At 41.1% G+C, this 24,792-nt stretch carries 24 protein-coding genes; 15 read left to right on the forward strand and 9 right to left on the reverse strand.

The window, feature by feature from the left end; genetic code table 11:
- Positions 1 to 30: 30 nt before the first annotated feature.
- Positions 31 to 834, reverse strand: coding sequence for a pseudouridine synthase (locus EC846_RS14255; RefSeq protein ID WP_004770289.1), 804 nt, complete (start codon positions 832 to 834; stop codon positions 31 to 33).
- Between the two features lie 195 nt (positions 835 to 1,029).
- Between EC846_RS14255 and icd the strand changes: the two genes are divergently transcribed.
- A complete protein-coding gene (icd, locus tag EC846_RS14260; protein ID WP_123775569.1) occupies positions 1,030 to 2,286 on the forward strand; it encodes an NADP-dependent isocitrate dehydrogenase in 1,257 nt (418 codons plus the stop codon).
- A 137-nt stretch (positions 2,287 to 2,423) separates the two neighbouring features.
- Positions 2,424 to 3,044, forward strand: a complete 621-nt coding sequence (locus EC846_RS14265) for a pentapeptide repeat-containing protein (RefSeq protein ID WP_123775570.1) — start codon at positions 2,424 to 2,426, stop codon at positions 3,042 to 3,044.
- A 79-nt stretch (positions 3,045 to 3,123) separates the two neighbouring features.
- Here the strand turns inward: EC846_RS14265 and EC846_RS14270 are convergent, their stop codons facing one another.
- Together EC846_RS14270 and EC846_RS14275 are read right to left on the reverse strand one after the other, a co-directional pair.
- Entirely contained in the window at positions 3,124 to 3,288 is a 165-nt protein-coding gene (locus tag EC846_RS14270) for a DUF1427 family protein (RefSeq protein WP_123775571.1), read from the reverse strand.
- Between the two features lie 13 nt (positions 3,289 to 3,301).
- Positions 3,302 to 3,913, reverse strand: coding sequence for a DJ-1/PfpI family protein (locus EC846_RS14275; RefSeq protein WP_123775606.1), 612 nt, complete (start codon positions 3,911 to 3,913; stop codon positions 3,302 to 3,304).
- Between the two features lie 273 nt (positions 3,914 to 4,186).
- Here EC846_RS14275 and EC846_RS14280 point away from each other — a divergent pair, with 273 nt between their 5' ends.
- Complete coding sequence (locus tag EC846_RS14280) at positions 4,187 to 5,005, forward strand: PhzF family phenazine biosynthesis protein (protein ID WP_123775572.1); 819 nt, start codon at positions 4,187 to 4,189, stop codon at positions 5,003 to 5,005.
- A 144-nt stretch (positions 5,006 to 5,149) separates the two neighbouring features.
- The gene (locus EC846_RS14285) at positions 5,150 to 7,918 is read left to right on the forward strand and encodes a M16 family metallopeptidase (RefSeq protein WP_123775573.1); all 2,769 of its coding nucleotides are present in this window, start codon (positions 5,150 to 5,152) and stop codon (positions 7,916 to 7,918) included.
- Positions 7,919 to 7,970: 52 nt separating this feature from the next.
- On the opposite strand, the gene EC846_RS14290 is transcribed toward EC846_RS14285, so the two are convergent.
- Positions 7,971 to 8,354 carry a DUF3144 domain-containing protein gene (locus tag EC846_RS14290; RefSeq protein ID WP_004770279.1) on the reverse strand — a complete coding sequence of 128 codons (384 nt, stop codon included), beginning with the start codon at positions 8,352 to 8,354 and terminating at the stop codon, positions 7,971 to 7,973.
- Positions 8,355 to 8,459: 105 nt separating this feature from the next.
- On the opposite strand from EC846_RS14290, the gene EC846_RS14295 reads away from it, so the two are divergent.
- On the forward strand, positions 8,460 to 9,092 hold the full coding sequence (locus tag EC846_RS14295) for a hypothetical protein (RefSeq protein WP_123775574.1): 633 nt from the start codon (positions 8,460 to 8,462) through the stop codon (positions 9,090 to 9,092).
- 326 nt (positions 9,093 to 9,418) lie between these two features.
- Here EC846_RS14295 and EC846_RS14305 read toward each other — a convergent pair whose 3' ends face one another.
- Positions 9,419 to 10,876, reverse strand: a complete 1,458-nt coding sequence (locus EC846_RS14305; protein WP_123775576.1) for a CYTH and CHAD domain-containing protein — start codon at positions 10,874 to 10,876, stop codon at positions 9,419 to 9,421.
- Positions 10,877 to 11,053: 177 nt separating this feature from the next.
- On the opposite strand from EC846_RS14305, the gene EC846_RS14310 reads away from it, so the two are divergent.
- From EC846_RS14310 to rapA, 6 genes are all read left to right on the forward strand, one after another.
- The gene (locus EC846_RS14310) at positions 11,054 to 11,425 is read left to right on the forward strand and encodes a DUF962 domain-containing protein (RefSeq protein WP_004770275.1); all 372 of its coding nucleotides are present in this window, start codon (positions 11,054 to 11,056) and stop codon (positions 11,423 to 11,425) included.
- 153 nt (positions 11,426 to 11,578) lie between these two features.
- Positions 11,579 to 12,190: a thiamine phosphate synthase gene (thiE, locus tag EC846_RS14315; RefSeq protein ID WP_123775607.1), complete on the forward strand. Its 612-nt coding sequence runs from the start codon at positions 11,579 to 11,581 to the stop codon at positions 12,188 to 12,190.
- An 83-nt stretch (positions 12,191 to 12,273) separates the two neighbouring features.
- Positions 12,274 to 13,572: a glutamate-1-semialdehyde 2,1-aminomutase gene (gene hemL, locus EC846_RS14320; protein WP_047426834.1), complete on the forward strand. Its 1,299-nt coding sequence runs from the start codon at positions 12,274 to 12,276 to the stop codon at positions 13,570 to 13,572.
- 350 nt (positions 13,573 to 13,922) lie between these two features.
- Complete coding sequence (locus EC846_RS14325; protein ID WP_005258973.1) at positions 13,923 to 14,339, forward strand: GlcG/HbpS family heme-binding protein; 417 nt, start codon at positions 13,923 to 13,925, stop codon at positions 14,337 to 14,339.
- Between the two features lie 142 nt (positions 14,340 to 14,481).
- Positions 14,482 to 15,126 (forward strand): RluA family pseudouridine synthase, encoded by a 645-nt coding sequence (locus EC846_RS14335; RefSeq protein WP_171066968.1) that lies wholly within the window; start codon positions 14,482 to 14,484, stop codon positions 15,124 to 15,126.
- A 144-nt stretch (positions 15,127 to 15,270) separates the two neighbouring features.
- Positions 15,271 to 18,108 carry an RNA polymerase-associated protein RapA gene (rapA, locus tag EC846_RS14340; RefSeq protein ID WP_047426840.1) on the forward strand — a complete coding sequence of 946 codons (2,838 nt, stop codon included), beginning with the start codon at positions 15,271 to 15,273 and terminating at the stop codon, positions 18,106 to 18,108.
- A 57-nt stretch (positions 18,109 to 18,165) separates the two neighbouring features.
- On the opposite strand, the gene dps is transcribed toward rapA, so the two are convergent.
- From dps to fabR, 3 genes are all read right to left on the reverse strand, one after another.
- Positions 18,166 to 18,663 (reverse strand): DNA starvation/stationary phase protection protein Dps, encoded by a 498-nt coding sequence (gene dps, locus EC846_RS14345; protein ID WP_005258969.1) that lies wholly within the window; start codon positions 18,661 to 18,663, stop codon positions 18,166 to 18,168.
- Positions 18,664 to 18,881: 218 nt separating this feature from the next.
- Positions 18,882 to 19,898 carry an AI-2E family transporter gene (locus tag EC846_RS14350; protein ID WP_004770263.1) on the reverse strand — a complete coding sequence of 339 codons (1,017 nt, stop codon included), beginning with the start codon at positions 19,896 to 19,898 and terminating at the stop codon, positions 18,882 to 18,884.
- A gap of 82 nt (positions 19,899 to 19,980) precedes the next feature.
- Positions 19,981 to 20,676, reverse strand: a complete 696-nt coding sequence (gene fabR / locus EC846_RS14355; RefSeq protein ID WP_004770262.1) for an HTH-type transcriptional repressor FabR — start codon at positions 20,674 to 20,676, stop codon at positions 19,981 to 19,983.
- A 140-nt stretch (positions 20,677 to 20,816) separates the two neighbouring features.
- Between fabR and EC846_RS14360 the strand changes: the two genes are divergently transcribed.
- Positions 20,817 to 21,884: a ferredoxin reductase gene (locus tag EC846_RS14360; RefSeq protein ID WP_123775577.1), complete on the forward strand. Its 1,068-nt coding sequence runs from the start codon at positions 20,817 to 20,819 to the stop codon at positions 21,882 to 21,884.
- A gap of 14 nt (positions 21,885 to 21,898) precedes the next feature.
- Positions 21,899 to 22,993 carry a fatty acid desaturase family protein gene (locus EC846_RS14365; RefSeq protein ID WP_004770259.1) on the forward strand — a complete coding sequence of 365 codons (1,095 nt, stop codon included), beginning with the start codon at positions 21,899 to 21,901 and terminating at the stop codon, positions 22,991 to 22,993.
- Between the two features lie 48 nt (positions 22,994 to 23,041).
- Here the strand turns inward: EC846_RS14365 and EC846_RS14370 are convergent, their stop codons facing one another.
- Entirely contained in the window at positions 23,042 to 23,509 is a 468-nt protein-coding gene (locus tag EC846_RS14370) for a hotdog fold domain-containing protein (protein WP_123775578.1), read from the reverse strand.
- Positions 23,510 to 23,619: 110 nt separating this feature from the next.
- On the opposite strand from EC846_RS14370, the gene EC846_RS14375 reads away from it, so the two are divergent.
- Together EC846_RS14375 and EC846_RS14380 are read left to right on the forward strand one after the other, a co-directional pair.
- The gene (locus EC846_RS14375) at positions 23,620 to 24,279 is read left to right on the forward strand and encodes a TetR/AcrR family transcriptional regulator (protein ID WP_032810296.1); all 660 of its coding nucleotides are present in this window, start codon (positions 23,620 to 23,622) and stop codon (positions 24,277 to 24,279) included.
- The gene (locus EC846_RS14380; RefSeq protein WP_123775579.1) at positions 24,279 to 24,740 is read left to right on the forward strand and encodes a GFA family protein; all 462 of its coding nucleotides are present in this window, start codon (positions 24,279 to 24,281) and stop codon (positions 24,738 to 24,740) included. Before EC846_RS14375 ends, EC846_RS14380 begins: the two co-directional genes overlap by 1 nt.
- The last annotated feature ends 52 nt before the right edge of the window (positions 24,741 to 24,792 follow it).

Consider the following 24,792-nt stretch of genomic DNA (forward strand, 5'->3'; position numbering starts at 1 on the left):
TTCCGTGGGCTTTAAAATAATCTCTAAAGATTAACGACCATTACGGCTACGACCGCGCGGTGCTTTGGTGTTTGGACGAGTCGTACCATTGGTCTTACGACGTGGTTTTTCGCTTTCGTCCATTTGCCAGATACGTTTAGTGCCTGATTTTTTCTTGTCACCGTCTTTTTTATCACCTTCTTTTTTCTTCTGGTGCATTGGCTTACCGCCCGTGCCACCTGGTTTTTTCACATAAGAACGAGAGCGATAAGGTTTATCTTCAGGTAGGTCTTTAAAATCAGGATAAAGTAACGGTTCAATTTCAGTTTGCTCACCAGGTTGTAAGCCTAGACGAATCAGATCGATTGCACCGATTTTAGTACGAATCAAACGTAATGTTGGGAAACCCACAGCAGCAGTCATACGACGCACCTGACGGTTACGACCTTCACAAATTTGTAGTTCAATCCAGCTGGTCGGGATATTGGCGCGGTAACGTACTGGTGGATCACGTTCCCATAACCATTCTGGTTGGTCTACTTTCAGCGCTTTTGCTGGTAAAGTCATACCATCAGCCAGTTCCACACCTTTACGAAGTTGCTCTAATGCTTCTTCAGTCACATCGCCATCGACTTGCGCAAGATAGGTCTTAAATTTCTTATTGGCTGGATTGGTAATGTATTGATTCAGACCGCCGTGATCCGTCAGGAAGGTTAAGCCTTCTGAGTCGAGATCAAGTCGACCCGCAAGACGTAAATCAGGATCATGGATAAAGTGAGAAAAGGTGAGGTGAGCGGAATCCTCACGGAACTGTGACAAAACGTCATAAGGTTTATTAAATACGACTATTTTCATATCTGTATACTGCTTTGGCTATGGGCGGCATCATAACAATAAAGGTTTTTATTTAATGGGAAAATGTTGTTATTTCCCGTATAAATCTCAAAAAAAACCAGTTTTGAACTAAACTGTTTCATGTAATAAAAAACGAAAAGCATGCCATAGAAGGCATAGACATAATCATTAAATACATGAGGGAGAACCTGCAAAATGGGTTATCAGAAGATCGTGGTTCCTGCAGATGGAGACAAAATCACAGTAAATGCAGACCTGTCACTGAATGTTCCAAATCGTCCGATCATTCCTTTTATTGAAGGTGATGGTATTGGTGTGGATATTACACCAGCAATGAAAGCAGTAGTAGATGCCGCCGTGCTAAAAGCTTATGGTGGCAAACGTTCGATCGAATGGATGGAAGTCTACTGCGGTGAAAAAGCAGACAAAATTTACGGCAGCTATATGCCCGAAGAAACTTTTGATGCTTTACGCGAGTTTATTATATCAATAAAAGGCCCTTTAACCACACCTGTAGGTGGTGGAATTCGTTCTTTAAATGTCGCATTGCGTCAGGAACTTGATTTATATGTCTGTGTGCGCCCAGTTCGCTGGTTTAAAGGTGTGCCTTCTCCAGTACAACATCCTGAACTGACCGATATGGTGATCTTCCGTGAAAATTCGGAAGATATCTATGCGGGGATTGAATGGAAAGCGGATTCTCCTGAAGCGAGAAAAGTAATTAAATTCCTACAAGAAGAAATGGGTGTAACCAATATTCGTTTTCCCAAAGAGTGTGGAATCGGGATTAAACCCGTGTCTAAAGAAGGTTCTCAACGCCTAGTCCGTAAAGCGATTCAGTTCGCGATTGATAACGATAAACCGTCTGTGACCTTGGTTCACAAAGGCAACATCATGAAATACACCGAAGGTGCGTTTAAAGAGTGGGGCTATGAACTTGCGATGGAACGTTTTGGTGGACAGTTGCTGGATGGCGGACCTTGGGTAAAAATTAAAAATCCAAAAACGGGAAAAGATATCATTATTAAAGATGTGATTGCTGATGCATTCTTACAGCAAATTTTAATGCGTCCAGCAGATTATTCTGTCATTGCCACACTGAACCTAAATGGCGACTATATTTCTGATGCACTTGCAGCCGAAGTAGGAGGGATTGGCATTGCACCAGGTGCCAATATTGGTGGCGCAATTGCCGTATATGAAGCAACCCATGGGACAGCACCCAAATATGCAGGACAGGATAAAGTGAATCCCGGTTCGATTATTTTATCTGCGGAAATGATGCTGCGTGATATGGGCTGGACAGAAGCTGCGGATTTAATTATTACGGGGATTTCAGGTGCGATCTCTGCTAAAACTGTGACCTATGATTTTGAACGTCTCATGTCAAATGCAACTTTGCTACGCTGTTCAGAGTTCGCACAAGCTATTATTGAGCACATGCAAGATTGATAGTTTGTTTTCACCAGAAGAGCGGTTTTTTCCGCTCTTTTTATTTAATCAAGAATTAAAGATGTGATGAAAAAAGCATGTACAAATCTGAATGCATGGCATATTTTTAAATCTTCTAAAATAAAAAATTGAACATCATGGCTGAAAGAAAATATGGTGAAGCTGCACCTAAAACGACAGACAGCATTGCCAGTTTAGATTGGTATGAGCAAGTACTCAGTAACCAAAAATATGAGCATACTTTATTTGTCGATTTAGACATGTCTGAGGCTCACAGCACTGGTGCAGTATTTAATGAATGTACCTTTCGCCGTGCACGCTTCAATGGTTCAACTCATCAAAGTAGTGCTTTTATCAATTGTACCTTTGCCTTCTGTAATTTCTTTGATAGTAAATTTACTGACTGTAAGTTTGTGGGCAGTATGTTTAGTGATTGCCAGTTTCATCATATGCGGGTCGAAGACAGTGACTGGGCTTTTGTTGGATTGCCGGGTGCTGATTTAGAAAAAGCTTCTTTTCTTCGAACGCGTTTAAGAGAGGCCGATTTGACAGGGGCACGATGTCATGGAAGTTCAGTTCGAGAGAGTGACTTATCGGGTGCATGGTTGCACAGCGCAGATTTTACCGAGTGTGATTTAAGAGGCAGTGATTTAAGTACATTAGATCCGAAAGAGACTCAAATTAAAGAGGCGATTATTAACCTTGATCAAACTTTGATGATTGCTGAAAATTTAGGTTTTGATGTCCGAATTGACTAGGATCGTTGAATGATTTTTTGTTCATAATGAGTGGTTATGAGCCACTCATGTTTTGGGAGATTAAAGAAAAATTGCTGCTTTAAGAGAAATAAAGTCGAGTAAAAGGGATAAATTGCTCACCAATCACGATGCCCAATAAACCCAGTAAAGCAACAATTGGCGGTGCAGGTGCTTTGACATCTAAAACATAATACAACACACCCACCAATATACCTACTGCAAGTGATAACAGGTAAATCTTCATAAACTACGTTTGATCAGTCCGCTTTAACTTTACAGAAGTGATCAATTTCAGGATTACAATTCCAGATATATTCAGCTTCTTCGGCACAAAGTTGCGCCATTTTTTCGCCTTGTGTATCACGAATAAAAGCAAGGGTCATATCCATACCCGCACTTACACCCGATGAGGTATAGAATTTGCCATCAATTACCCAGCGTGCCTGAGCTTGCCAGCGCACTTTATCATTGAGTTTTTGCACAAACTCAAACGCCATCTTATTGGAAGTCGCCTGAACGCCATCCAGTACACCCGTCGCAGCCAGTAAAGAACTTCCAGTGCAAATGGTCAGTACATGTCCGCTGTGCAGCGCAAGCGTTTTTAATTGATCGAGAAGTGGCTGATTCTGAATTAAATCAAAAGTGACAATTCCGCCTGGAACCAACAAAATACTATGTTCATTGACCGTCATATCTTTAAATGGCTGTGTTTGCAGTATGACACCATGTTTGTTGGAGATCAGTCCACCATTCAGGCTATAAAATTGCACTTGATAAAGTTCTTGCTGTAAACCGAATAATTCGACAGGCCCCATAATATCGAGGGTTTCAAAGTCTTCAAATACAATGGCATTAACAGGAATACGCATTTCTTTTCTCGCTAGTTTCATCTGCGTACTACCATAGAGAGCTGTGAATTTTTGTTTGTGAATATTGTGTATGGCTTATTTTGAATTATGCTAAATCATTGGACTTTTTGACTGATCTTTTAGCAAGCGGATGCTGATTTTGGTTTGTTTTTTAGGCATTTAGTAGTTTATTACGACAAAATAATGGGTGTATCGTAAATTTAGAAAAATCTGTATCTATCATTTATCAAGCAGATGTTCAAAATGATGGAAAAATAGAGCGAGCGTTATGCCATGAAGATGTATCAAGTTGATGCTTTTACCCAAGAATTATTTAAAGGAAATCCAGCAGCCGTTATCGTAGTAGAGGAATGGTTGGATCAGCAGTTGATGCAGAATATTGCAATGGAAAATAATCTTTCCGAGACTGCTTTTGTAAAGACAATTGATGAGAGTAATTACGAGATTCGCTGGTTTTCACCTTTAGAGGAAGTTGCCTTTTGTGGGCATGCCACTTTAGCCAGTGCGTTTGTGCTTTTTAAGGATTTCACCCAAGCAACAACAATTCAATTTCATGTACGTGATCTGGGTATTTTTATCGTTAGCCAAGATGCTGATGGAAAAATCAAAATGAACTTCCCGATTCGTAGAGCAGAGCAAGTGTCTGACTACCCGTCAGAACTACGTGAAGGGTTGTCAAAACCATTCAAAGCGGTATATCGCAATCCTCAAGCTTATATTATTGAATATGAAACGGTACAGGATGTATTAGATGAACAACCTAATCTGGAAGTACTAAAACGCTTAGGTAGAGTCCGGACCGCGATTACTGCCTCTCAACCTGATGTAGCGATTACAGCGCGAGGTGAGGGGAAGTTTGATTGTGTTTCTCGTTACTTTGCACCTGCAATCGGGATTGATGAAGATCCTGTAACAGGTTCTATCCATACTGCGATTGTGCCGCTGTGGGCCGAGAAGTTGAACCAGACGCGACTCGTGGCTTTTCAGGCGTCAGCACGCGGTGGAATTTTAGACTGTGTGATTGAGTCTGACGAACGGATCGAAATTTCAGGTTATGCAAAATTGTATATGCAGGCTGAACTGGCAATCTGATTTTTAGCTTAAATTGTGCAAAAACAAAGATAAAAGCTGTTTAAATAAGCAGCTTTTTTCAAAACGTAACTATTAAAAATGCGAATCATTCTCTACCATAGCTTGTCTGTATGATTTAAATCACCATAAATACTTGGATAAATTATGTTAATGCGCTTTAAGCAGCTTACTCTCTCGCTTTGTTTGATTGGGTTGAGTGCGACGTCTTGGTCTCAGACAGTGCTCGTAAAAAGTGAAAAAAATATTGAAGAATATAAATTAGATAATGGTTTCAGAGTTATTCTTGCGCCAAACGATAAAGAAAATAAAGTCTATGTAAATACAGTTTACCTGACGGGCTCACTGAATGATCCAAAAGGTAAAGGCGGGCTGGCACATCTATTAGAACATTTGGCTTTTAAAGGGACGCAAAACGTTAAAGGTGAAGAGTTTCAGCGCCGTTTAGATCAATATACCTTGATGACCAATGCCAGTACGGATTATTACTCAACCAAATACTTAAATATTGTTCGTCCTGAAAAGAATGCACTGAATGAAATCCTGTATCTCGAATCAGAGCGTATGGATAAATTGGTGTTACAAGAAAAATTTGTACCCTCTGAAATTGAAATCGTAAAACGTGAACGTGAAATTCGTATGGATCAGCCGTTTGCAGTTTTAATAGATCAGGTGTGGAAAGCCGCGTATGGCAACCAGTATTTAGGTCGTTTACCGATTGGCGACTTACCCGAATTAAAATCAATTCAGTTGAATGAATTGAATCAGTTTTATAAGACCTGGTATGCGCCGAATAATGCGGTCATGGTCATTTCTGGTAAATTTGATAAAACCGAAGTATTAAATAAGATTGATCAGTATTTCAGTCCAATTCCTGCACGCGCCGTACCTGCTCAGGTGAAAGTGCCAGTTCTTGATGCGAGTAAGATTGAACAACGTCAATTTACCGTGAAAAAGGGCAGTGATCTGGCCAAATTCCATATTTATATGAATGGAAAAAATACCGAATTACAGCCGATTCTGGCACTCGCACCTTCTCTCTATACCATGCAGCCTAGCGGGCCTTTATATAAAAATATGGTCGAGACAGGCATCAGTACTGCAGTTCAATCTGCAACATGGTTAGATCAGGACTTTAACGTGGTGTTTATGGGCGCAGTTTATGCACCAAGCCATGATCCCAAAAAAGTTGATGATGCATTGAAAACGGGCGTGGAAAATAGCCAGCCATTTACCGAGGCTGAATTACAACGTATCAAGAATATTACCCAGAATACGGCTGATACAATTGCCAATGATGCGGTGGCTTTAGGTTCACGTCTCAGTGACTACGCCGTCTCTTCTCAGGGACAATGGGATCAATATTTCAAGGACTTAAAGACAGTTCAAGCATTAAAGTTAAAAGATACCAATGAAACACTCAAAGCGTTTTTAACCGCTTCACATCGTATTTCTGGTGATATTTTGCCAACGCCCGAAGATCAAAAGAAAGCGATGACTTTGAAGGCTGAAGAGAAGCCAAAAACTTTAGATCAAAGCAATGAACAGCCTGAACCTTTAAAAGATCCAAGTGTGTATAAACAGGAAGTGACCCAGTTTATGGCACAGTCTGCTCAGCAGTTGCAGAAGAATGAGCAGAAAATCCAGCGTGGCGAGTTGAAGAATGGCATTCGCTATGCTTTATTCCCAACCGCAACTCGTGACGATAAAACCTATGCCACGATTAGTCTGGATTTTGGTGATGAAAAAGCGTTATTTGGTAAGGGCGTAACGCTGGATTTAACCAGTTACCTGATGTTGCGCGGTTCAGAAAAGCATACTTTGCAAGAAATTACCGATAAAGCAATTGCTGCCAGTGGTGGTGCATCTGTTAGCTCAAATGGCAATGGTTTTACCATCGTGGTTCAGGCGAAAAAAGACAAGTTTGAAGACTTCTTCAACTTTATTGTCGACGTATTGAAGCAGCCAAAATTCTCACAAACAGAATTTGATCTTGCCAAAAATCAAAGTTTATCCGTACTGGATCGTCCTTATACTGAGCCTGCGGTTGTGGCTTCGATGACGCTCTCTAAAATTCTGGAAATCTATCAACCCGGCGATTTGCGTTATCACTTTGAACCTGATTTTGCGAAAAAACAGATCAGTGATGTGACTCAACCGCAAGTGAAGCAATTCTATGATCAATTCTTTGTGACTGATCATGCGCAAATTGCTGTGACGGGTGATTTTGATGCCAAGAAAATGCAAAAGACCTTACAAAAGGCATTTGGTTCTTGGAAAGCAAAACAGCCTTACACCAAAGTAACAGGTCAATATACGGTTTATAAAGCACAGAAAGTGCATGCTTTATCGGAACAACGTGAATTTGGTAGTTACCAAAGCGTGTTAGCGCTGCCAGTCGGTTCTTATCATGCAGATGCGCCAGCGTTAATTATCTTGAGCCATATTTTGGGTAACTCGCAGCTTTCATCGCGTTTGGCACAAGAGTTACGTGAGAAAAATGCCTTGGTTTATGGTTTTGGCAGTGGTTTAGACTTAGATCCAGATATTAATGATGGTACATTAAGCATTACTGCAAACTATACTTCTGGACGATCGGCGCAAGTATCGCAATCGGTACATAAAGTCTTGAATGAGCTGTTAAGTAAAGGCGTGACAGAGCAGGAAGTTGAAGCGGCGAAAGCAGATATCATGAAAAAACGCGTCACAGCTTTGGAAGATGAACGTAATATTCATGGCATGTTGACAGGTCAGTTAGAGCGCAACAAAACCTTGCTGGATCGCGCTGAACGTGATCAGGAACTTGCCAAATTGACCAAAGAAGATGTGAATGCAGCAATCAAGAAATACATTAAACTTGATCAGTTTGTCGAAGTAATGGCAGATCAGTATGGTCAGCCTCAAAACTTGAAATAAGCAAACAAAAAGAAAGCCACCGATTAGGTGGCTTTCTTTTTTGTATCAATCATTAATGATCATGTTTGTGTGCATGAAAATCTTCATTTTTGCGGAAACGTAAGTAGTTTTCGAACTGTTCGCAATATTCGTCAAAATTATCTTCCAGCATCATTTGGAATTGTTGCAGCAGATAAGACATCACTTGTTCTTTTGCCTCACGCATTTCTTCGCCATCTTTAAAGTTATTGGCTGCGACCCAGGTGTTAAAACGGGCAGTGGCAAATAACATGGCTGCGCTCACTTGGCCACGTAACTCTTCTGGTTTAGCTTGTTGACCTTTTGGTGGGCGGCAAAAATCATTAGCGAGTTTGATAAATTCATCGGCGCGCTCAAAAAATACGGCATTTAAAGCTTCTTCTTCCGTCACATCGGTAGCGTTAATTTTTTGAGACATGAGATTTTCCAGCGACAAGTAAAGACACATTATTATAGACAAAGCCTTGTCGAAACTAAACCTTTGCCTTAATCTAAAATAGCCTAAGCAATTAGAATAATCACTATGCAAGATGCGATCGCGATTCAAAGCCTGAAAACGGATATTGCCTTACTACGCCAACATATCTATCCACCGCAATATTTAGAGCATGTTGAGGGCTTACCGATTTATTATGGTCTAAAGGATGAGGTCGATGAATATTACCGACAATGGCAGCCTTTGATTGAGAGGGCACAGCAATTGTGCCAGCCTTTTATGGAAGATGAAGTGGTGGATGCGATTCATTTGCCTAGCCATTTAAATCTACCGTTATTTTTCTTTCATGTGGATCGAATTCGGATTAATAAAACCCGCGCTAAAGAATCGAAAACCTTTCGTGGTGTCGCGGCCTTATTGGAAAAATGCGGGCAGTTTGAAACGGATCAGATTTTTGCCATGCAAGAGTGGTTGGGGAGTGATGACACTGCTGCTTTAGTTGCACATCGCGAATTTATCGATTTACGGACTTACGTATTTCAACATGGGCAGAGTGAATATACCCGTACCCGTTTTTATATGAATGGCATGATTCTTAGTGTTGAGCCACATTTTAAATTGGTGGATGCACGGGATAAGCCACGTAAGCAGCGTAATGATAGCTATAGTGATCCGATTGCAGATAATGGAACGTGGAAGATTTTTGGAAAGTATCGGTAAGTGATTTAAGGGGAATAAATAGTTTAAAACACTAATTTTTATTAAAAAATAACAGCACAGCCACAAGTGCTATATAAAGTTTGGATGTTTTCGCATAGGCGATTTCCTACTTTGTTTTCGGACAAAGTAGGCAAAGCCATTGTCATCAGCAAAACCTGTCTGTTTCTTGGATTTATTAAAATGTATCGCAGAAATATTACTTTGCTTATAACACGCAGGTTGCTGATGACGTTTCCGAGTATCCATTTCTGTAGGGCGTAGATTATTTGTGGCGGCATCCATGCCGCCAGCACGATAGGGATGTAAGGTGGTTTTCCCTTGCGGAGCTATCGCTCCTCATCCCAAAAAATATCTTTAGTTGATAAAGCCTGTAGTTTCTTTGCCGCTTTCTTTGCAACATGCGGTTGCTGTGCCTTAACCCAACCTAAAGCAAATAAAAATTGCGGATGCTCAGCAGCTTGTTGCTCAAAGATCTGCTCAGCCACAAATAGATCATTATAAAAACCTAAGTATTCCTGAATTGGTTGTAGCTTATTCAAAAATTGCTGAACCTGTTTTTCTGGGTAAATTCCTGCAATAAAGTCGATGCAATAACGCAATTGTTTAACGCGCTTACGGGTACGATGTTGTTGCTCGACTTCTAACTTAGAAAATTGGCCTGCATCTTTAAGAATCTTTTGATACAGTTTGGTTAAGCTTTTGGCAGCTTGTTTCGAGAGTTTGGATTTTGATTGATGCTCACTGTAGCTAAAGCTGAATAAGGATAAAAACAGTTGGGTTGTTTTGCTGCCACTTAATAATTCAGCAATATTGGCATCGACATTTTCAGGGAAGGGAAAATCAAAATCACAGATTTCTTTGACTAAGGGAATGACTGAATCTTGAATCGCATCATTATCGCGTGATTGTCCTAGTGCTCTAAAGATTTCTGCCAATTGACTTTCCCAAGTCGGATCAATCTGTGCCGACCAATTAGAAAAATGCTTTAAAGCTGAACGCAAACGGCGTAAACCGACACGAGCTTGATGAATATGGTCGGCTTCTGCTACCCCATCAGCGATTGCAGCGGCATTGGGGAGGATATGATTGAGCGTATTTTCGATAATTTGTTTGATGGCCTGTTCAGCACTGACATCTTTATCCAAATTCAGTGATTTCGCTTTGGTAGCAGCAGAGACGACTTTGCCTTGGGCCAGTAAATTGCCACGTTCAGCTTTGCTGCGCACATCAAGCCAGAGCTGGTATTTATCCACCCAAGTTTTGGCAAAATCAATCAGCTCTTGTGCTGAACCTTGTTTTAACTCAAATTCGACTTCACAGATTCTGGCGTGGTCAGTTGGAGTTCGGATTTCACCATCATCCAGACAAACTTCAATTTGAGAACCCTCAAATTCGAACACATGAAAAGTACGTTGTACATTGGTCTGGAATTGTAATTGTAGTTCGGCTGGCGTTTCGCCTAAAACCTCACGTAGTACAGTTTGAACAGTTTGATTATGTTTATAGAGGGACAGATCAAGCTCAGGTTCTTGAGCACATTTTCCTAAATAGATGTCTTCTTCGATACGTTGTAAATGATTTTTACTGGCAGCTTTAAAGGTTTGCACCCAATGCTCACCTTCTTGACGCAGGCGAATAGCCACATAATTTTTAGCAAGCAAACGGTCAGCAGTGTCATAGTATTTTGCTTGTAACTGAATTTTTTGTGCTTTTTGTTTGCTTAAGGCCTGTAAAACACTTCTTTTCTTAGACTCAGGAAGCTGAAATTTTAGCTCTATTTCCATGATGTTATGACTCCTGACCAGCGAGAATGATAAATATAGAAATGAGTATAAACTGTTGATCTGAAAAATCATTGTAAAGTTGTTTTAAGGATTGAAAGCAGGGGATACAATGACTTTATTTTGTACAAAAAATGCATTAACGTGTGTAGAGTCTTGCAGGATTAGGATGATCTAGAAATGAATGCACCAGCCAATATCACCCAGCCAGTGGAATTTTCATTACCGATTAAAAATTATGATGAATTTTATCGCTTTTATTTAACTGAACACCGTAGTATTGCCAGCCGTCGTTTGCATGCAGCGGGCAGCTCGATCGGTTTATATTTCTTTAGCAAAGCCATTCGTAAGCGTCAGGCCAAATATGCGGTATATGGTTTGGTTTCGGGTTATGCCTGTGCGTGGGTCGGGCATTTCTTTTTTGAACATAATAAGCCTGCCAGCTTTAAGCAACCACTTTATAGTTTTATTTCAGATTGGCGGATGCTGTCGGATATTACCCGTGGTCGTTTGAGTTTGATTGATCGTCAGTTTGATAAAATTGAGTCGTAAAATTCATTTGATATTTGAAAAGCTGCTTTGGCGGCTTTTTTATTTGCTCTGATGTATAAAGATTAATGATGTAAATACACTCCCTCTCTTTAAATTTTAGATAAGAAAATATACCCTGAAGCTAATGTAATTATAGTGAATAGTGAAACATTCATGCGTGGTCTTTACCTCATCACCAACGATGACCCAATCCAGCTCTTACTCGAAAAACTAGATGTTGCTTTGGCAACAGGACAGATTGCGATTCTGCAATATCGTCGTAAGAAAGTAGAAAAAGCACAACAGCCACATGAAGTAGAGCAGATCAAAGCATTGTGTGAACAGCATCAGGTTCCTTTCGTCATTAATGATGATCTGGCGCTGGCTGAACAATTTGGTTTGGGTGTACATCTTGGGCAGTCCGATGGGGAAATAAGTGATGCTGCTGCACGTTTACCGAAAGGTGTGATTATTGGCCGTACCTGCTTAAACTCACTGGAATTGGCTGAAAAGGCGATTGCCGATGGCGCAACTTATGTCGCGTTTGGTGCAGTCTATGCCACCTCAACCAAACCTGAAGCGGGCAATGTCGGTATCGAAGTTATCAAACAGGCGAAACAAAAGTTTGCTGTGCCGATTTGTGCAATTGGTGGTCTGACTGTGGAAAATTCTCAAGTGGTGATTGAGGCTGGAGCGAGCCTTTGTGCGGTAATTAGTGATATATTAGGACGATCAACAGCCGAAATTCCTGCTCGTGTAACTGCATGGGCAACGTTATTTGACTAATTATAGGCATCCGCTTTTGCGGAGCTTTCATTGTTTCTCGGAACGACAGCGTTCCTTGTCCTTGATTCTAGGTTGAGCCTTATATGAGTTTATCTCCAAAGCAAGAACAGCTATTTAAACAAGCAAATAAACATATTCCAGGTGGTGTTAACTCTCCTGTACGTGCATTTAACGGTGTTGGCGGTACGCCTGTCTTTATCGAAAAGGCAAAAGGTGCATATTTGTGGGATGTTGATGGCAAGCGTTACGTGGACTATGTTGGTTCATGGGGCCCAATGATCTTAGGTCATGCACATCCAGATATTATTCAAGCGGTACAAACTGCGGCAGAAGATGGTTTAAGTTTTGGTGCACCAACTGTGCACGAAACCACTTTAGCCGATACGATTTGCGACATTATGCCTTCAATCGAATTGGTGCGTATGACCAGTTCAGGTACTGAAGCAACCATGACCGCGATTCGTCTGGCACGTGGTTATACGGGTCGTGACAAGATTGTAAAATTTGAAGGCTGTTACCACGGTCATTCGGATTCATTGTTAGTAAAAGCAGGTTCTGGTTTGCTGACTTTAGGTGAAGGTGAGCCAACCTCAAAAGGTGTACCTGCTGATTTTGCAAAACATACCTTAACGCTGCCATATAACAATATCGAAGCGTTAAAAGAATGCTTTAGCAAATTTGGTCATGAGATTGCGGGTGTGATCATTGAGCCTGTTGCAGGCAATATGAACTTGGTGACACCAATCGATGGTTTCTTGCAAGCGATCCGTGATGTTTGTGATGAATATAAATCTGTCTTCATTATTGATGAAGTGATGACTGGTTTCCGTGTTGCTTTAGGTGGTGCTCAATCGGTTTATAATGTTAAACCTGACTTGACTACGTTGGGTAAAATCATTGGTGCTGGCTTACCTGTCGGTGCTTTTGGTGGTAAACGTGAAATTATGGAATGCATCGCACCTTTAGGTGGCGTTTATCAAGCAGGTACATTGTCAGGGAACCCATTGGCAATGCGTGCAGGTATCGCAATGTTCAAACATTTACGTGAACCGGGTTTCTATGACAAGCTTGCTGCACAGTTAGCCAAATTGCTTGCGGGCTTACAGGCTGCGGCAGACGAAGCGGGGATTCCATTTAAGACCCAGCAAGTGGGCGGCATGTTTGGTTTGTATTTCACGGATCAGGATGACATTACCAGCTTTGATTCAATGTTGGCCTGTGATGTTGAAGCATTTAAGAAATTCTTCCATGGCATGCTAAAGCGTGGTGTCTATCTTGCACCTTCTGCATTTGAAGCAGGCTTTATTTCGTCAATGCATTCAGATCAGGATATTGCAGATACCATTCAGGCAGCCAAAGAAACCTTTGCTGAAATGAAATAAACATGTGATACACAAGCCCGATTTATTCGGGCTTTTTTTATGGCTGCTGTTTAGGTTGATCTAAATAGAAGCCGACTTTAACTCATTAAAAAAATAATGCTGAGTCATCATCCAAATCTTATTGAGTTTTCATCTATTTTTACGATAAACCTCAGCGACGAATAGCAGTAAAGATAAAGAATCTTTACTGTATCGCAAAGTAAAATATGCTTGAATAATCCACTATCTTGGCGTTTGTCTTTGGCTGTCCCAAAGCGCGAACGTATTGGCTTAGGCAAGCTGTAAGATAGCGCTTGTAGCATATGTTTAAACAAGCTTTATATAAGAAACTCATAGGAATGGAGTAAAACATGAAAACTAAACATTATTTAACTTCTGCTGATGTAGAAATTCTGGTTCATGCAGCATCACAATATGCAACAGCACATGGTTTTAATGTCAGTATCGCAGTGGTCGATGACGGTGGAACCTTATTAATGATGAAGCGTATGGATGGCGCATCAGTATTATCAACCGAGATTTGCCAAGAAAAAGCACAATCTGCTGCGGTCAGTCGAAGAGCAACCAAGGCATCCGAAGATATGATCCGTGATGGTAAAATCGGCTTTTTAACCATTAATGCGGCAAAAGGCATGTTAGAAGGCGGTGAGCCGATTGTTTATCAAGGGCAGGTTGTCGGAGCTGTTGGTGTTTCGGGTGTACAATCTTTCCAAGATGCAGAAATTGCTCAGCATGCGATTCAACAATTTCTAGAGCAACAAGTCTAAATCAGCATTTAAATTCGAATCTGGATGAAAATTCGAGAGAAACACGAAAAAAAATAGTAAAAATACGTGTCATGCATTGTAATTCAGCGCCAAGCTTTTTATGATTGCCCGCTTGTTTTCATCCAGTCGTTGGAAGGCTACCTTGAGTGATTTTCTAAGTGAACATTTGATTCATCGTGATGAAGATTTTATGGTCATCCATAAACCAGCAGGCTTACTCACCGTACCTGGGAAAACGCCAGATTTACAAGATTGTTTAATCAATCGTCTATTAGAACTAGAACCCAAAACCTTACTGATTCATCGTCTAGATCGTGACACTTCAGGGATCTTGGTCTTTGGCTTGTCCAAATTTGGACAGAGCACGATTTCACGTCAGTTTCAGGATCGTCAAACTTCAAAAATTTATCAAGCTTTGGTTGCAGGCCATTTAGAAGGTCAGGGCACTGTTGATATTCCTGTGATTTATGATCCAAGCCGTCCGCCATTGCATATTGTTGATGCCACTCATCACAAACCAGCATTAACGGAATGGCAAGCGATTGAACATTTAGAAATTCAAGGACAAGCTGTAACCCGAGTTCAACTGATTCCGATTACAGGGCGTTCACATCAGCTTCGTGTGCATATGCAATATTTAGGTCATCCGATTCTGGGCGATACCTTATATGCCACACCAGAACAGCAGCAGCTTTATGCGCGTTTGTGCTTACATGCAACGCAATTAAGCTTCGCTCATCCTAAAACAGGTGCGCAACTGACATTTGATTGTCCTGTACCGTTTTAGTCTAAAAACTTTTTTATGAAACACGATGTGATGCACGCTATTTAATGATGCTTTGTGTCAAAATACATCGTTGAAAACTACATAAAATGCCTTAACTTTTATTTGGGTCAGGGCATAAAATATGTGGGCTAACTTGAGATAAAGGTGGAAAAATTGCAGCAGTTTGCTATTGGTCAACGTTGGTTATCAGATACTGAAACTGAACTCGGTTTAGGGGTTCTTATTGATGTAGATGAACGTTCTATCAGCATTTTATTCCCTAAAAGTGATGAAACTCGTGTCTATGCACGCAACAATGCGCCTTTATCTCGCATCATCTTCAATGTAAATGATGAAGTCCAAGACCAAGAAGGCCTTAAGTGGATTGTTGAGTCGATTGAAGACCGTCATGGCGTCCTTCGTTATGATGTAGTTCGTACACTGGAAAATGGCGAACAAGAACGCAAGTCACTGAACGAAACCCGTATCGGTGCGCAAATCCAGCTGTCAAAACCTTTAGAGCGTTTGTTAGCTAGCCAAGTCGATTATAAAGAATGGTATGACCTGCGTATTGAAGCCATGTTATTGCAGGCGCAAATGCATACCAGCCCTTTACGTGGATTTCTTGGTGCGCGTGTCGGTTTAATTCCGCATCAGCTTTATATTGCACATGAAGTCGGCAAGCGTTTTGCGCCGCGTGTTTTACTGGCTGATGAAGTTGGCTTGGGTAAAACCATTGAAGCGGGTTTGATTATCCACCAGCAACTCAAAACAGGCCGTTCAGAACGTATTCTGATCTTGGTGCCTGATTCACTGCAATATCAGTGGATGATTGAAATGCGTCGCCGTTTCAATTTGCAATTCTCTCTATTTGATTTAACCCGTACCGCATCGATCAAAGAACATGATCCTGATTTAAATCCGTTCTTGACTGAACAATGCATCATTGCCAGCGTTGACCTGATGGTTGACCATGATGACTTGCGTGAGCAGGCGATGGAAGCTGGTTTTGATCTATTGGTGGTCGATGAAGCACATCACTTGATGTGGAGTGAGGAAGAAGGCGGCAATGATCGTTATGACCTCGTTGAAGAATTGGCAGAACAGACAGCTGGTGTGTTGCTGCTCACTGCAACTCCAGAGCAACTTGGTGTAGAAAGTCATTTTGCGCGTTTACGTTTGCTTGATCCGCAACGTTTTAGCAGCCTTGACCGTTTCCTTGATGAAGAAGAGCAATATCAGCAAACTGCGAAAATTGCAGAAGTGTTGATGTCAGATGACGCTTTAACAGAAGATCATCTTGTTGCACTGGAAGGCTTATTGGGTCATCGAATTGATGATCAGCCTGAACAGCGTATGCGTGCAATTCATGAATTATTGGACCGTCATGGTACAGGTCGTATCCTGTTCCGTAATACCCGTGAAGCGATTCAAGGCTTCCCAGGCCGTGATTGTCAGCCAGCGCCATTAACAGCGCCAGAAGACTGGTCAATGGACGGCAAAATGCGCGAGCAGATGTGGCCAGAAGAAGGTCAGCTTGATGGTGCATGGATGGAAAATGATCCGCGTGTGCCTTGGTTGATGGAAGTCTTGCGTAAAGACTTAAAACACAAAAAAGTATTATTGATTGCACGTAGTGGGCCTGTCGTCGAAGCGCTGGAAAATGTATTGCGTTTACATGCAGGTATTCGTACAGCGATGTTCCATGAAGGCATGAGCTTGCTGGAGCGCGACCAAGCGGCAGCATACTTTGCCGAAGACAGCTATGGTGCACAAATCTTGCTGTGTTCCGAGATTGGTTCAGAAGGGCGTAACTTCCAGTTTGCCAGTGATTTGATTTTATTTGATTTGCCAGCAAACCCTGACGTACTCGAACAGCGTATTGGTCGTCTGGATCGTATTGGTCAGGAAAATCGTATCCAGATCCATGTGCCTTATCTCATGGGGACAGCGCAAGAGCGTATGTTCCGCTGGTACAACGAAGCACTCAATATTTTCAGCAATATTTCTCCAACGGCACAAACGCTACAAGAGAACTTTATTGTTGAGCTGAAAGATTGCTTACTCGCAGATCAAGGCCAGACCTTTGAAGATTTACTTGAAGAAGTGAATGTACAGCGTCAAGCGCTGGAAGCTGAATTACAGGCGGGTCGTGACCGTTTGCTTGAGTACAATTCATGCCGTCCAGTGGTTGCGCAGGGCATCGTGCAAGCGCTTGAAGATTATGATGACAACACCACTTTACCAATGTTTGTGAAGCGTTTCATGTCATCAACCAATATCGATTTTGATGAGCAAAGTAACGGTACGGTGATTATCAAGCCGACTGATCAAATGCAAGTTCAAGGTCTAACTCTAGACGAAGAGGGTATGACAGCAACCTTCTATCGTGATCAGGCACAAATCCGTGAAGATGCACAGTACCTGACGCTGGAACATCCATTTATTGAAAGTGTGATGGAGATGATCCGCACGCAATCATTTGGTAGTACCAATGTTGCTTTACTCAAATCGAATGCCCTGAAACAAGGTTCAGTGTTATTAGAAGTCTGGTTTAAGGTCGATGTGGTGGCGCCAAAAGCATTGAATCTGCCATCAAGCTTACCGAAACAACTGATCCGTGTATTGCTCAGTGAAAATGGTCAGGACTTGTCTGCCAAGATTGATCCAAGCATTTTACGTCCATACTTGCATCATTTAGACGGTAATAGCTGCCGTCAGGTGGTGAAAGCACGCCGTGAAGTAATTGAATCACGTTATGCACAGGCGCTGGATATTGCTAAAGAATCATTACCAGAGTTGATGCAACAAGCCAAAGAGCATTACAGCGGTAAATGGCAATATGAAATTGACCGTTTAACTTATCTCAAGCAATTTAACCCAAGTATTCGTGAAGATGAAATTGAGCGTTTACAGAAATTCCAAAAAGAAGGTTTAGGCCTGTTAGATGGTCTTTCTGTAACTCCAGAAGCGATTCAGGTGTTGGTTGTGGTTAAACCATAATTGAGATAGAAATAAAAAAGAGGACAATATGTCCTCTTTTTTGTGGTCTACTTTTGATTATTTTTGATCGATATTGGCTTCCAGGAACCATAAATATTGATCCAGATCTTCGAGTGCAGCATGCAGAATATCTTCTGAAATCGGATCCTGAATTTCATCAATGGTATCACGCAGATGGTTGGCAACCACACCATAACGATCTGCCAGTTCTTTTAAGTGATCTTGTACCGCGTGGATCGCCACTGGATAAGGCTTAAGGTGCGAACTTTCGCCAACAGATTGCGTTGTTCCCAACGCTGTTCCACCGATCTGTACGGCACGCTCAGCTACATTGTCCAAGTGTGTGATCAGCGAGGTACGGAACATGTCTAACATTTCATGTACCGCAATAAAGTTGCTACCCCGCATGTTCCAATGCGCCTGTTTCGTCAGTAACGAAAGATCAATAAGATTGGCAAGAATTTGATTTAAAATTTTTACGGTAGATTCTTTGATCGCATCATCTAAATTATTACGTGTATATACTTTTAAAGCTTTAGCTGCTGAAGAACTCATAGTTACCTCATTCAATTATAATGTGATGAAATGTAGTGAATAAAAAACCGCCTAATTCATCTCTAGCTTACGCCGTGAATAGGGCAGTGAGTGTTTTCATTTTCTAATCTTTTGTAAGTTTAGTTATCATCAATTTTATTTTTAGAAACGCAGGTTTTGATTCAGATTAAATGATGATTCAATCTGTTACGCTGCGTATTCACTTGTAAAAAAATGGCTTAGATCAGGCCTGCGTCTTTGCATTCCAGTTTGATATAGGCATAGAAAATTGGTGCAACAATCAAACCGCTCAGCCCAAAAATAGCTTCAAAAATCAGCATCGCCAATAATACTTCCCATGCACTGGCATTGATTTTGGTACCAATAATTTTGGCGTTAATAAAATATTCAAGTTTGTGAATAATCACCAGATAGGCCAGTGCAATCGCTGCCACAGACAAGGAAATGGTTAAGCCTGCCATAATGATCAGGGTATTTGAAATCAGGTTACCAATGATCGGGAGTAGACCAAAAATAAAGGTCAGAATGGTCAGGGTCTTGGCAAAAGGTAAGTGGATATTGAATAGAGGCAGAACAATAAACACAAAGATCATGAATAACACGGTATTAATCAGTGAAATCTTGACCTGAGCAAAGACAACGTTTTTAAAAGAAACCGAAAGCTTTTGGATACGATGCAGAATTGCTGCCTTAAATGCAGGTTGCGGGGCATGTTGTTTAAAATTCTGGATTGATACCAGAATACCAACAATCAGGCCGATCACCATTGTGGCCAGATTATGCAGAATATCGGTGCCCGTATTTTTAACAATGGAAATATTATTCTTAATAAAGGACAAGATCTGATTCTTGATATCGGCAACACTATGCGGCAGATAGCCCGGCAAATAATGGCTCATCTCCGCCTGAAACTTGATCAGCGTCTGGTCGATTTTAATATTGAAAGAATTTAGCCCTGTACCTTTAAGATCATAAATCACAAAGCTGATCAGGCTGGTAATAAAGAAGCCGATCAGCACGGTTGCCAATATCCCCAGAATAATACTGATAAAAATACGAGCACGTTGACCATCAATATGTTTTTCAACAATTGAACTTAAACTGTTAATAATTTCAAAAACCAGAAACCCGGCAAAGAAACTTGGCAGTAAATGCAGGGGAATGACCATCATTAAAAATAAAGACATCAGGATAAAACTGGCGATGATGCTTTGACGGTCATTCAGTAGATTCATGATCTATATGCCTGATTTAAGTTGTTATGCTAAGAGACAAAATATAATTTTGCTGAGATCTATCGTATTGTGATGCAAAGAATTAATCAATTTCCGTTTCATGAATATGACGAGCGCCTTCTAAAATCATACGGATCATCACCATGGTCTGTTCCGCAACTTCGGTACGTTGCTCCACAGGTAGATCAATGACTTTCGCACCCATGTTAAATACCAGTTGGGTAATGGCTTTGGCAGCCAGATCAGCATGACTGATTTTGCTGTTATTTAATCGTTCTAAACGGATCAGGTCTTCTTGCAATTCTTGCTGGAAGAAATTGAGCTGGCGATCAACCGCAGCTTTATATGACGTTGAACCCGTATAGCCTTCGCGCAATAACAGACTCAGATTGCCTTCGTCGGTATTCAGTTGTTGAATAAACACTTCAACCGAACTACGAATAATGCTTTGCTGCTTTGAAGCCTGTAAACGTGCTTCGCGAATAATGCGACGAAGTACTAGACCAGATTGATCAATCAATGCAATCGCTAGTTCATCAATATCTTTGAAATGACGATAAAAGCTGTTTGGTGCAATGCCAGCTTCACGTGCAATTTCACGTAAACTGAGGGATGCGATACTTTTTTGCGGGCCGATCAGATTCAGAGTGGCTTGAAACAACTCTTCTTTTGTAATCGTTGCTTTCCTACCCACCGAACGTACAGGAGATTTCATGGGAATGACATCTTGTTCGTTTACGGTGTCATGGCCGAGCGGTAAAAAAGAAGAATGAACCATTATTTTCAATATATAAGTAAGCTACTCGGGATTATAGCGATTGTCGTTGTACTTGTGAAATGTAAATTCTTATACGAGTGTATATACAAATATATATACATGTGTATAATAATTAGCAAACAACCAGAGTAAAACTGCTCATGCAAGCAATTGAAAAGAGAAATTCTCTATTTAATTCGTTGGCTCAAAGTGTAATGAACAGCCATGACGCCAATTTTTGGTTACAGAAAATCAATCCCTTGTGGTCAATCAATCAGCCACTTGCCAAAATCGTAAAAAAACAAAATGTGGCAAAGGATACAGTCAGCCTGATTTTACAGTGCAACCGTCATGTGGTACGAGGTGTGGCAGGGCAGCACCATCCTGTAACGGTTGAGATTGAAGGTCGTCATTACGAGCGTACTTATAGCCTGATGCAGATTGATGCAGATCACTTGTGTTTAACTGTTAAAAGAGTGGATCAAGGTCTGGTAAGTTCGTGGTTGGTTGAGCACAGCCAAACTGGTCATGTCCTCCGTTTGGGACAACCTTATGGTGAAATGCAACAGACCATTGAGACGTCTCATTTATTATTGTTGGCAGCTGGTAGTGGCATTACGCCGATGCTGAGTCTGATTGAAGCCTTGTGCCAGTCTAAACAATTGAATACACATACAGTTCAATTGATGTATTGGGTCAAGACTCAGGCAGATGCAGCCTATGTTGAATATCTGAAAGAAGTATCAGAAAACTTCTCTAATTTTAGTTATCAGATTTTTTATACCCAAGAACAAGATCAGCGTTTAAATCAAAGCCATGTGGATCAATTCACTACGTTAAGCGATACCACGGTTTATGCATGCGGGCCATCAGGTTTTGCAGCATCGGCGGAAAGCCTGTTTAAAGATGCCGCAGCACTGCAAACAGAAGCCTTTAGTTTGAGCCAGTTTACGGAAGATAGCACTGAGACGGGTTTTATTAATGTGACCTTGACGCAATCCAATAAGACGATTGCGATTCCGAAAGGCCAGTCGATTCTTTCCAGTCTGGAGCATCAAGGCATTAAACCGAATCACGGTTGCCGGATGGGAATCTGTAATAAATGTGCCTGCAACAAGGCGCAAGGTGCCACCAAAAACCTATTGAATGGCGCGGCCAATAATGAACCTGCTCAGTTGTTAAAAATTTGTGTCAATTCAGCCCAGTCTGATCTTGTGATTGATCTATAAGAGAGAAATTGATTATGAACATGCCTGTTAAAATTGAATTTTTCAAAAATCCTAAAAATCGTGATCTTACTGCTGCCGAGTTAGATGCGTTTGCTCGTGAACTTGATCAAATTAAACAAGAGGTACTGGACGATATTGGCGAGAAAGATGCGAAATACATTCGCCGTGTCTATTCCACGATTCGTTATAGCAGCATGCTAGGTCGTGCCTGCTTATTTCTGGGTTGGTTTCCGCCAGCATGGTTAGTGGGCACAGGCTTACTCGGCTTTGCCAAGATCATGGAAAATATGGAGCTGGGTCATAATGTCATGCATGGACAATATGACTGGATGAATGATCCAAAATTCAATGGTCAAACTTATGAGTGGGATACCGTTGGTACTTCTGATAACTGGCGCCAAACCCATAACTACAAACACCATACTTATACCAATATTAAAGGTATGGATGATGATGTGGGCTACGGGGTATTCCGTTTATTTCCAGAACAACGCTGGTCTAAATTCACCTTGATTCAACCGATGTATATCGTGCCATTTAGCTTATTGTTCCAGTGGGGCGTAGCGATCCAGAATCTGGAGTTGGGCAAGGTATTGTATAAGCGTAAAACCATCGCGCAATTTAAACGTGAATGGCAGCCTGCACAGAAGAAAATCCTCAAGCAAATGTTTAAGGACTATGTGTTCTTTCCTTTGATTGCTGGGCCTTCTGCAATTCCTGTATTTACGGGCAATCTGGTGGCAAACGGAATTCGTAATGTCTGGACCTTCAGTATTATTTTCTGTGGACATTTTACCAAAGATGTCGAGGTGTTCCCTAAAGCTGTGTTGCAGGATGAAAGTCGTGGACACTGGTATATGCGTCAGATTCGCGGTTCATCAAACCTGACGGGTTCAGAAGCCTTTCATATTTTAACGGGACATTTGAGCCATCAGATTGAGCATCATTTATTCCCAGATATTCCTGCACGCCGCTACCGTCAGGTTGCACCTAAAGTACAGGCAGTCTGTGAAAAGTATGGTTTGAATTATAACAATGCCAGCTTTGTGAAACAGTTTGGTGAAGTGGTCGGACGTATTTTTAAATATGCACTGCCATTTAAAAAGTAAACTGTTCAGTTAAAACAAAGCCCTGATTAATGTCAGGGCTTTGTTATTTTATTTCTTCTTTTTTGAAATCCACATGGTGATAGTGGCATGGAAAACTTTTTCATCCTGCTGATCCACGATATCAACATTGACCAAGTATTCACCAGCTTTGTCCCAATCGTAATGCTCATCAACAGGGCTAGCAATCGCAATCAGATCGGTTTCAGCCTTCTTTAAATATTCAACCGTCATGCCTTTGGGAATCCAGCGATGGGTTGTGGGTACCGTCACTTCAGTCATGGTCCCACCCGCAAGTTCTGCCATATTACACATCGCGATCGCATGTACCGTACCAATATGATTCAACACGTTCCGTTTTTTCTTGATACTAATTTTGCAGGAATTGGGTTTTAGCTCCTCAAATAAGGGAGAGATACTGCTGAAATACGGTGCTTTAAGGCATAACATTCGGGTGAATGTCCATTTACCTGCAGGTAAGGCCGATACTTTATTCCATAAATCTAAGGTGCTTGCCATTTTAAATGTCCTGATACAGAATTAAATTCTTAAAAAGAATATAATTCTGTTTACAAGCTGTGGTCAAGTCATACACAATAGTTCCGATTATTGGTTATTTTGATGAAAGCATGCAGGCAGCTCAGCAGTTATTAGAACGTTTATATCCACAACGCAGGTCTTTATTAAAACGACAGATTTTGCAGGATGCTTTGTCGTGCTTTCTTGAATATGGTTTGGACAGCACCAGTATTGAAATGATTCGTGACAAATCTGACAGTAGCGTGGGGGCGATTTATCATCATTTTAAGAATAAAGAAGGGGTGATTGCAGCACTGGTGTTTGCTGCGTTGGATGATCAAGCACTATTGCGTGACCAATACTTAAAAGAAGCAAAATCACTCAAAGGACTACTCTATGCGCTGATTTATAGTTATACCGACTGGGTCTCTGATCAGCCCAAGTTTGCGCAATTTCTTTTGTTCGCCCATCTGAGTGTACGGCAGGGTGAATATCGACAAGTCTTAAATGACAAAAATAAACTCAGAAATCAAAACATCATTGGCTATATTTCTAACTATGCTGATGCCAGTTTATTAAAATCAGTGCCAACAGAGCTAATGATGTCTTTGGTGATTGGTGCAACTGAAAGTTATTGCCGCGCTTGGCTCTCTGGAAAAGTCGTAACTAATCCCAAAGTGTATCGTGAGACTTTGGCTCAAGCAGCTTGGGATTCATTACAACATTTGAGCCAAGCTCAATCAGATAACAACAATCAGGATTATCATTGATGAGAGCAAACCATCAGAAGATACAATTTACAGGGGCTTGTCTGTGTGGTGCGATCAGCTTTCAGTTTCTTCTAGCAAGCATCAAAATGATGTATCGTTGTTATTGCAGTCTTTGTCGTAAGCAGAGTGGGGCTGCATCGAATGCATCCACTTTTGTCCAAGCGCAATCTTTTCAATGGCTGCAAGGCGAACCATTCATTCAAACCTATATCAAGGATACTGGATTTACCAGTTGTTTTTGCAAACAGTGTGGTTCACCTGTTCCGAATGCACTGGTTATCAATCCAAAGATTATGTGGATTCCTTTGGGGCTCATTCTCGAAGAATTTACACCTGAACTTGAGTTAAATTTTTGTACGAATTCGGCAGTCAGTTGGGCAAAAGCATCTGAAATGCGAGTGGCATTTGATGAGCTACCCGATTGGGTTGAACTGGAAAATTATCTTGCAATGAATAAATAATAGTTACGTTGCTGTAATTAAAAAACTTTGCGATGACATGTGCAAATAAAAA

It is taken from the genome of Acinetobacter sp. BIGb0102 (assembly GCF_003815055.1).
Classification (GTDB): domain Bacteria; phylum Pseudomonadota; class Gammaproteobacteria; order Pseudomonadales; family Moraxellaceae; genus Acinetobacter; species Acinetobacter vivianii.

Coding starts and splice junctions, on each gene's coding strand:
- EC846_RS14255 (WP_004770289.1), bottom strand. CDS start 834: ATGAAAATAGTCGTATTTAATAAACCTTATGACGTTTTGTCACAGTTC.
- icd (WP_123775569.1), top strand. CDS start 1,030: ATGGGTTATCAGAAGATCGTGGTTCCTGCAGATGGAGACAAAATCACA.
- EC846_RS14265 (WP_123775570.1), top strand. CDS start 2,424: ATGGCTGAAAGAAAATATGGTGAAGCTGCACCTAAAACGACAGACAGC.
- EC846_RS14270 (WP_123775571.1), bottom strand. CDS start 3,288: ATGAAGATTTACCTGTTATCACTTGCAGTAGGTATATTGGTGGGTGTG.
- EC846_RS14275 (WP_123775606.1), bottom strand. CDS start 3,913: ATGCGTATTCCTGTTAATGCCATTGTATTTGAAGACTTTGAAACCCTC.
- EC846_RS14280 (WP_123775572.1), top strand. CDS start 4,187: ATGAAGATGTATCAAGTTGATGCTTTTACCCAAGAATTATTTAAAGGA.
- EC846_RS14285 (WP_123775573.1), top strand. CDS start 5,150: ATGTTAATGCGCTTTAAGCAGCTTACTCTCTCGCTTTGTTTGATTGGG.
- EC846_RS14290 (WP_004770279.1), bottom strand. CDS start 8,354: ATGTCTCAAAAAATTAACGCTACCGATGTGACGGAAGAAGAAGCTTTA.
- EC846_RS14295 (WP_123775574.1), top strand. CDS start 8,460: ATGCAAGATGCGATCGCGATTCAAAGCCTGAAAACGGATATTGCCTTA.
- EC846_RS14305 (WP_123775576.1), bottom strand. CDS start 10,876: ATGGAAATAGAGCTAAAATTTCAGCTTCCTGAGTCTAAGAAAAGAAGT.
- EC846_RS14310 (WP_004770275.1), top strand. CDS start 11,054: ATGAATGCACCAGCCAATATCACCCAGCCAGTGGAATTTTCATTACCG.
- thiE (WP_123775607.1), top strand. CDS start 11,579: ATGCGTGGTCTTTACCTCATCACCAACGATGACCCAATCCAGCTCTTA.
- hemL (WP_047426834.1), top strand. CDS start 12,274: ATGAGTTTATCTCCAAAGCAAGAACAGCTATTTAAACAAGCAAATAAA.
- EC846_RS14325 (WP_005258973.1), top strand. CDS start 13,923: ATGAAAACTAAACATTATTTAACTTCTGCTGATGTAGAAATTCTGGTT.
- dps (WP_005258969.1), bottom strand. CDS start 18,663: ATGAGTTCTTCAGCAGCTAAAGCTTTAAAAGTATATACACGTAATAAT.
- EC846_RS14350 (WP_004770263.1), bottom strand. CDS start 19,898: ATGAATCTACTGAATGACCGTCAAAGCATCATCGCCAGTTTTATCCTG.
- fabR (WP_004770262.1), bottom strand. CDS start 20,676: ATGGTTCATTCTTCTTTTTTACCGCTCGGCCATGACACCGTAAACGAA.
- EC846_RS14360 (WP_123775577.1), top strand. CDS start 20,817: ATGCAAGCAATTGAAAAGAGAAATTCTCTATTTAATTCGTTGGCTCAA.
- EC846_RS14365 (WP_004770259.1), top strand. CDS start 21,899: ATGAACATGCCTGTTAAAATTGAATTTTTCAAAAATCCTAAAAATCGT.
- EC846_RS14370 (WP_123775578.1), bottom strand. CDS start 23,509: ATGGCAAGCACCTTAGATTTATGGAATAAAGTATCGGCCTTACCTGCA.
- EC846_RS14375 (WP_032810296.1), top strand. CDS start 23,620: ATGCAGGCAGCTCAGCAGTTATTAGAACGTTTATATCCACAACGCAGG.
- EC846_RS14380 (WP_123775579.1), top strand. CDS start 24,279: ATGAGAGCAAACCATCAGAAGATACAATTTACAGGGGCTTGTCTGTGT.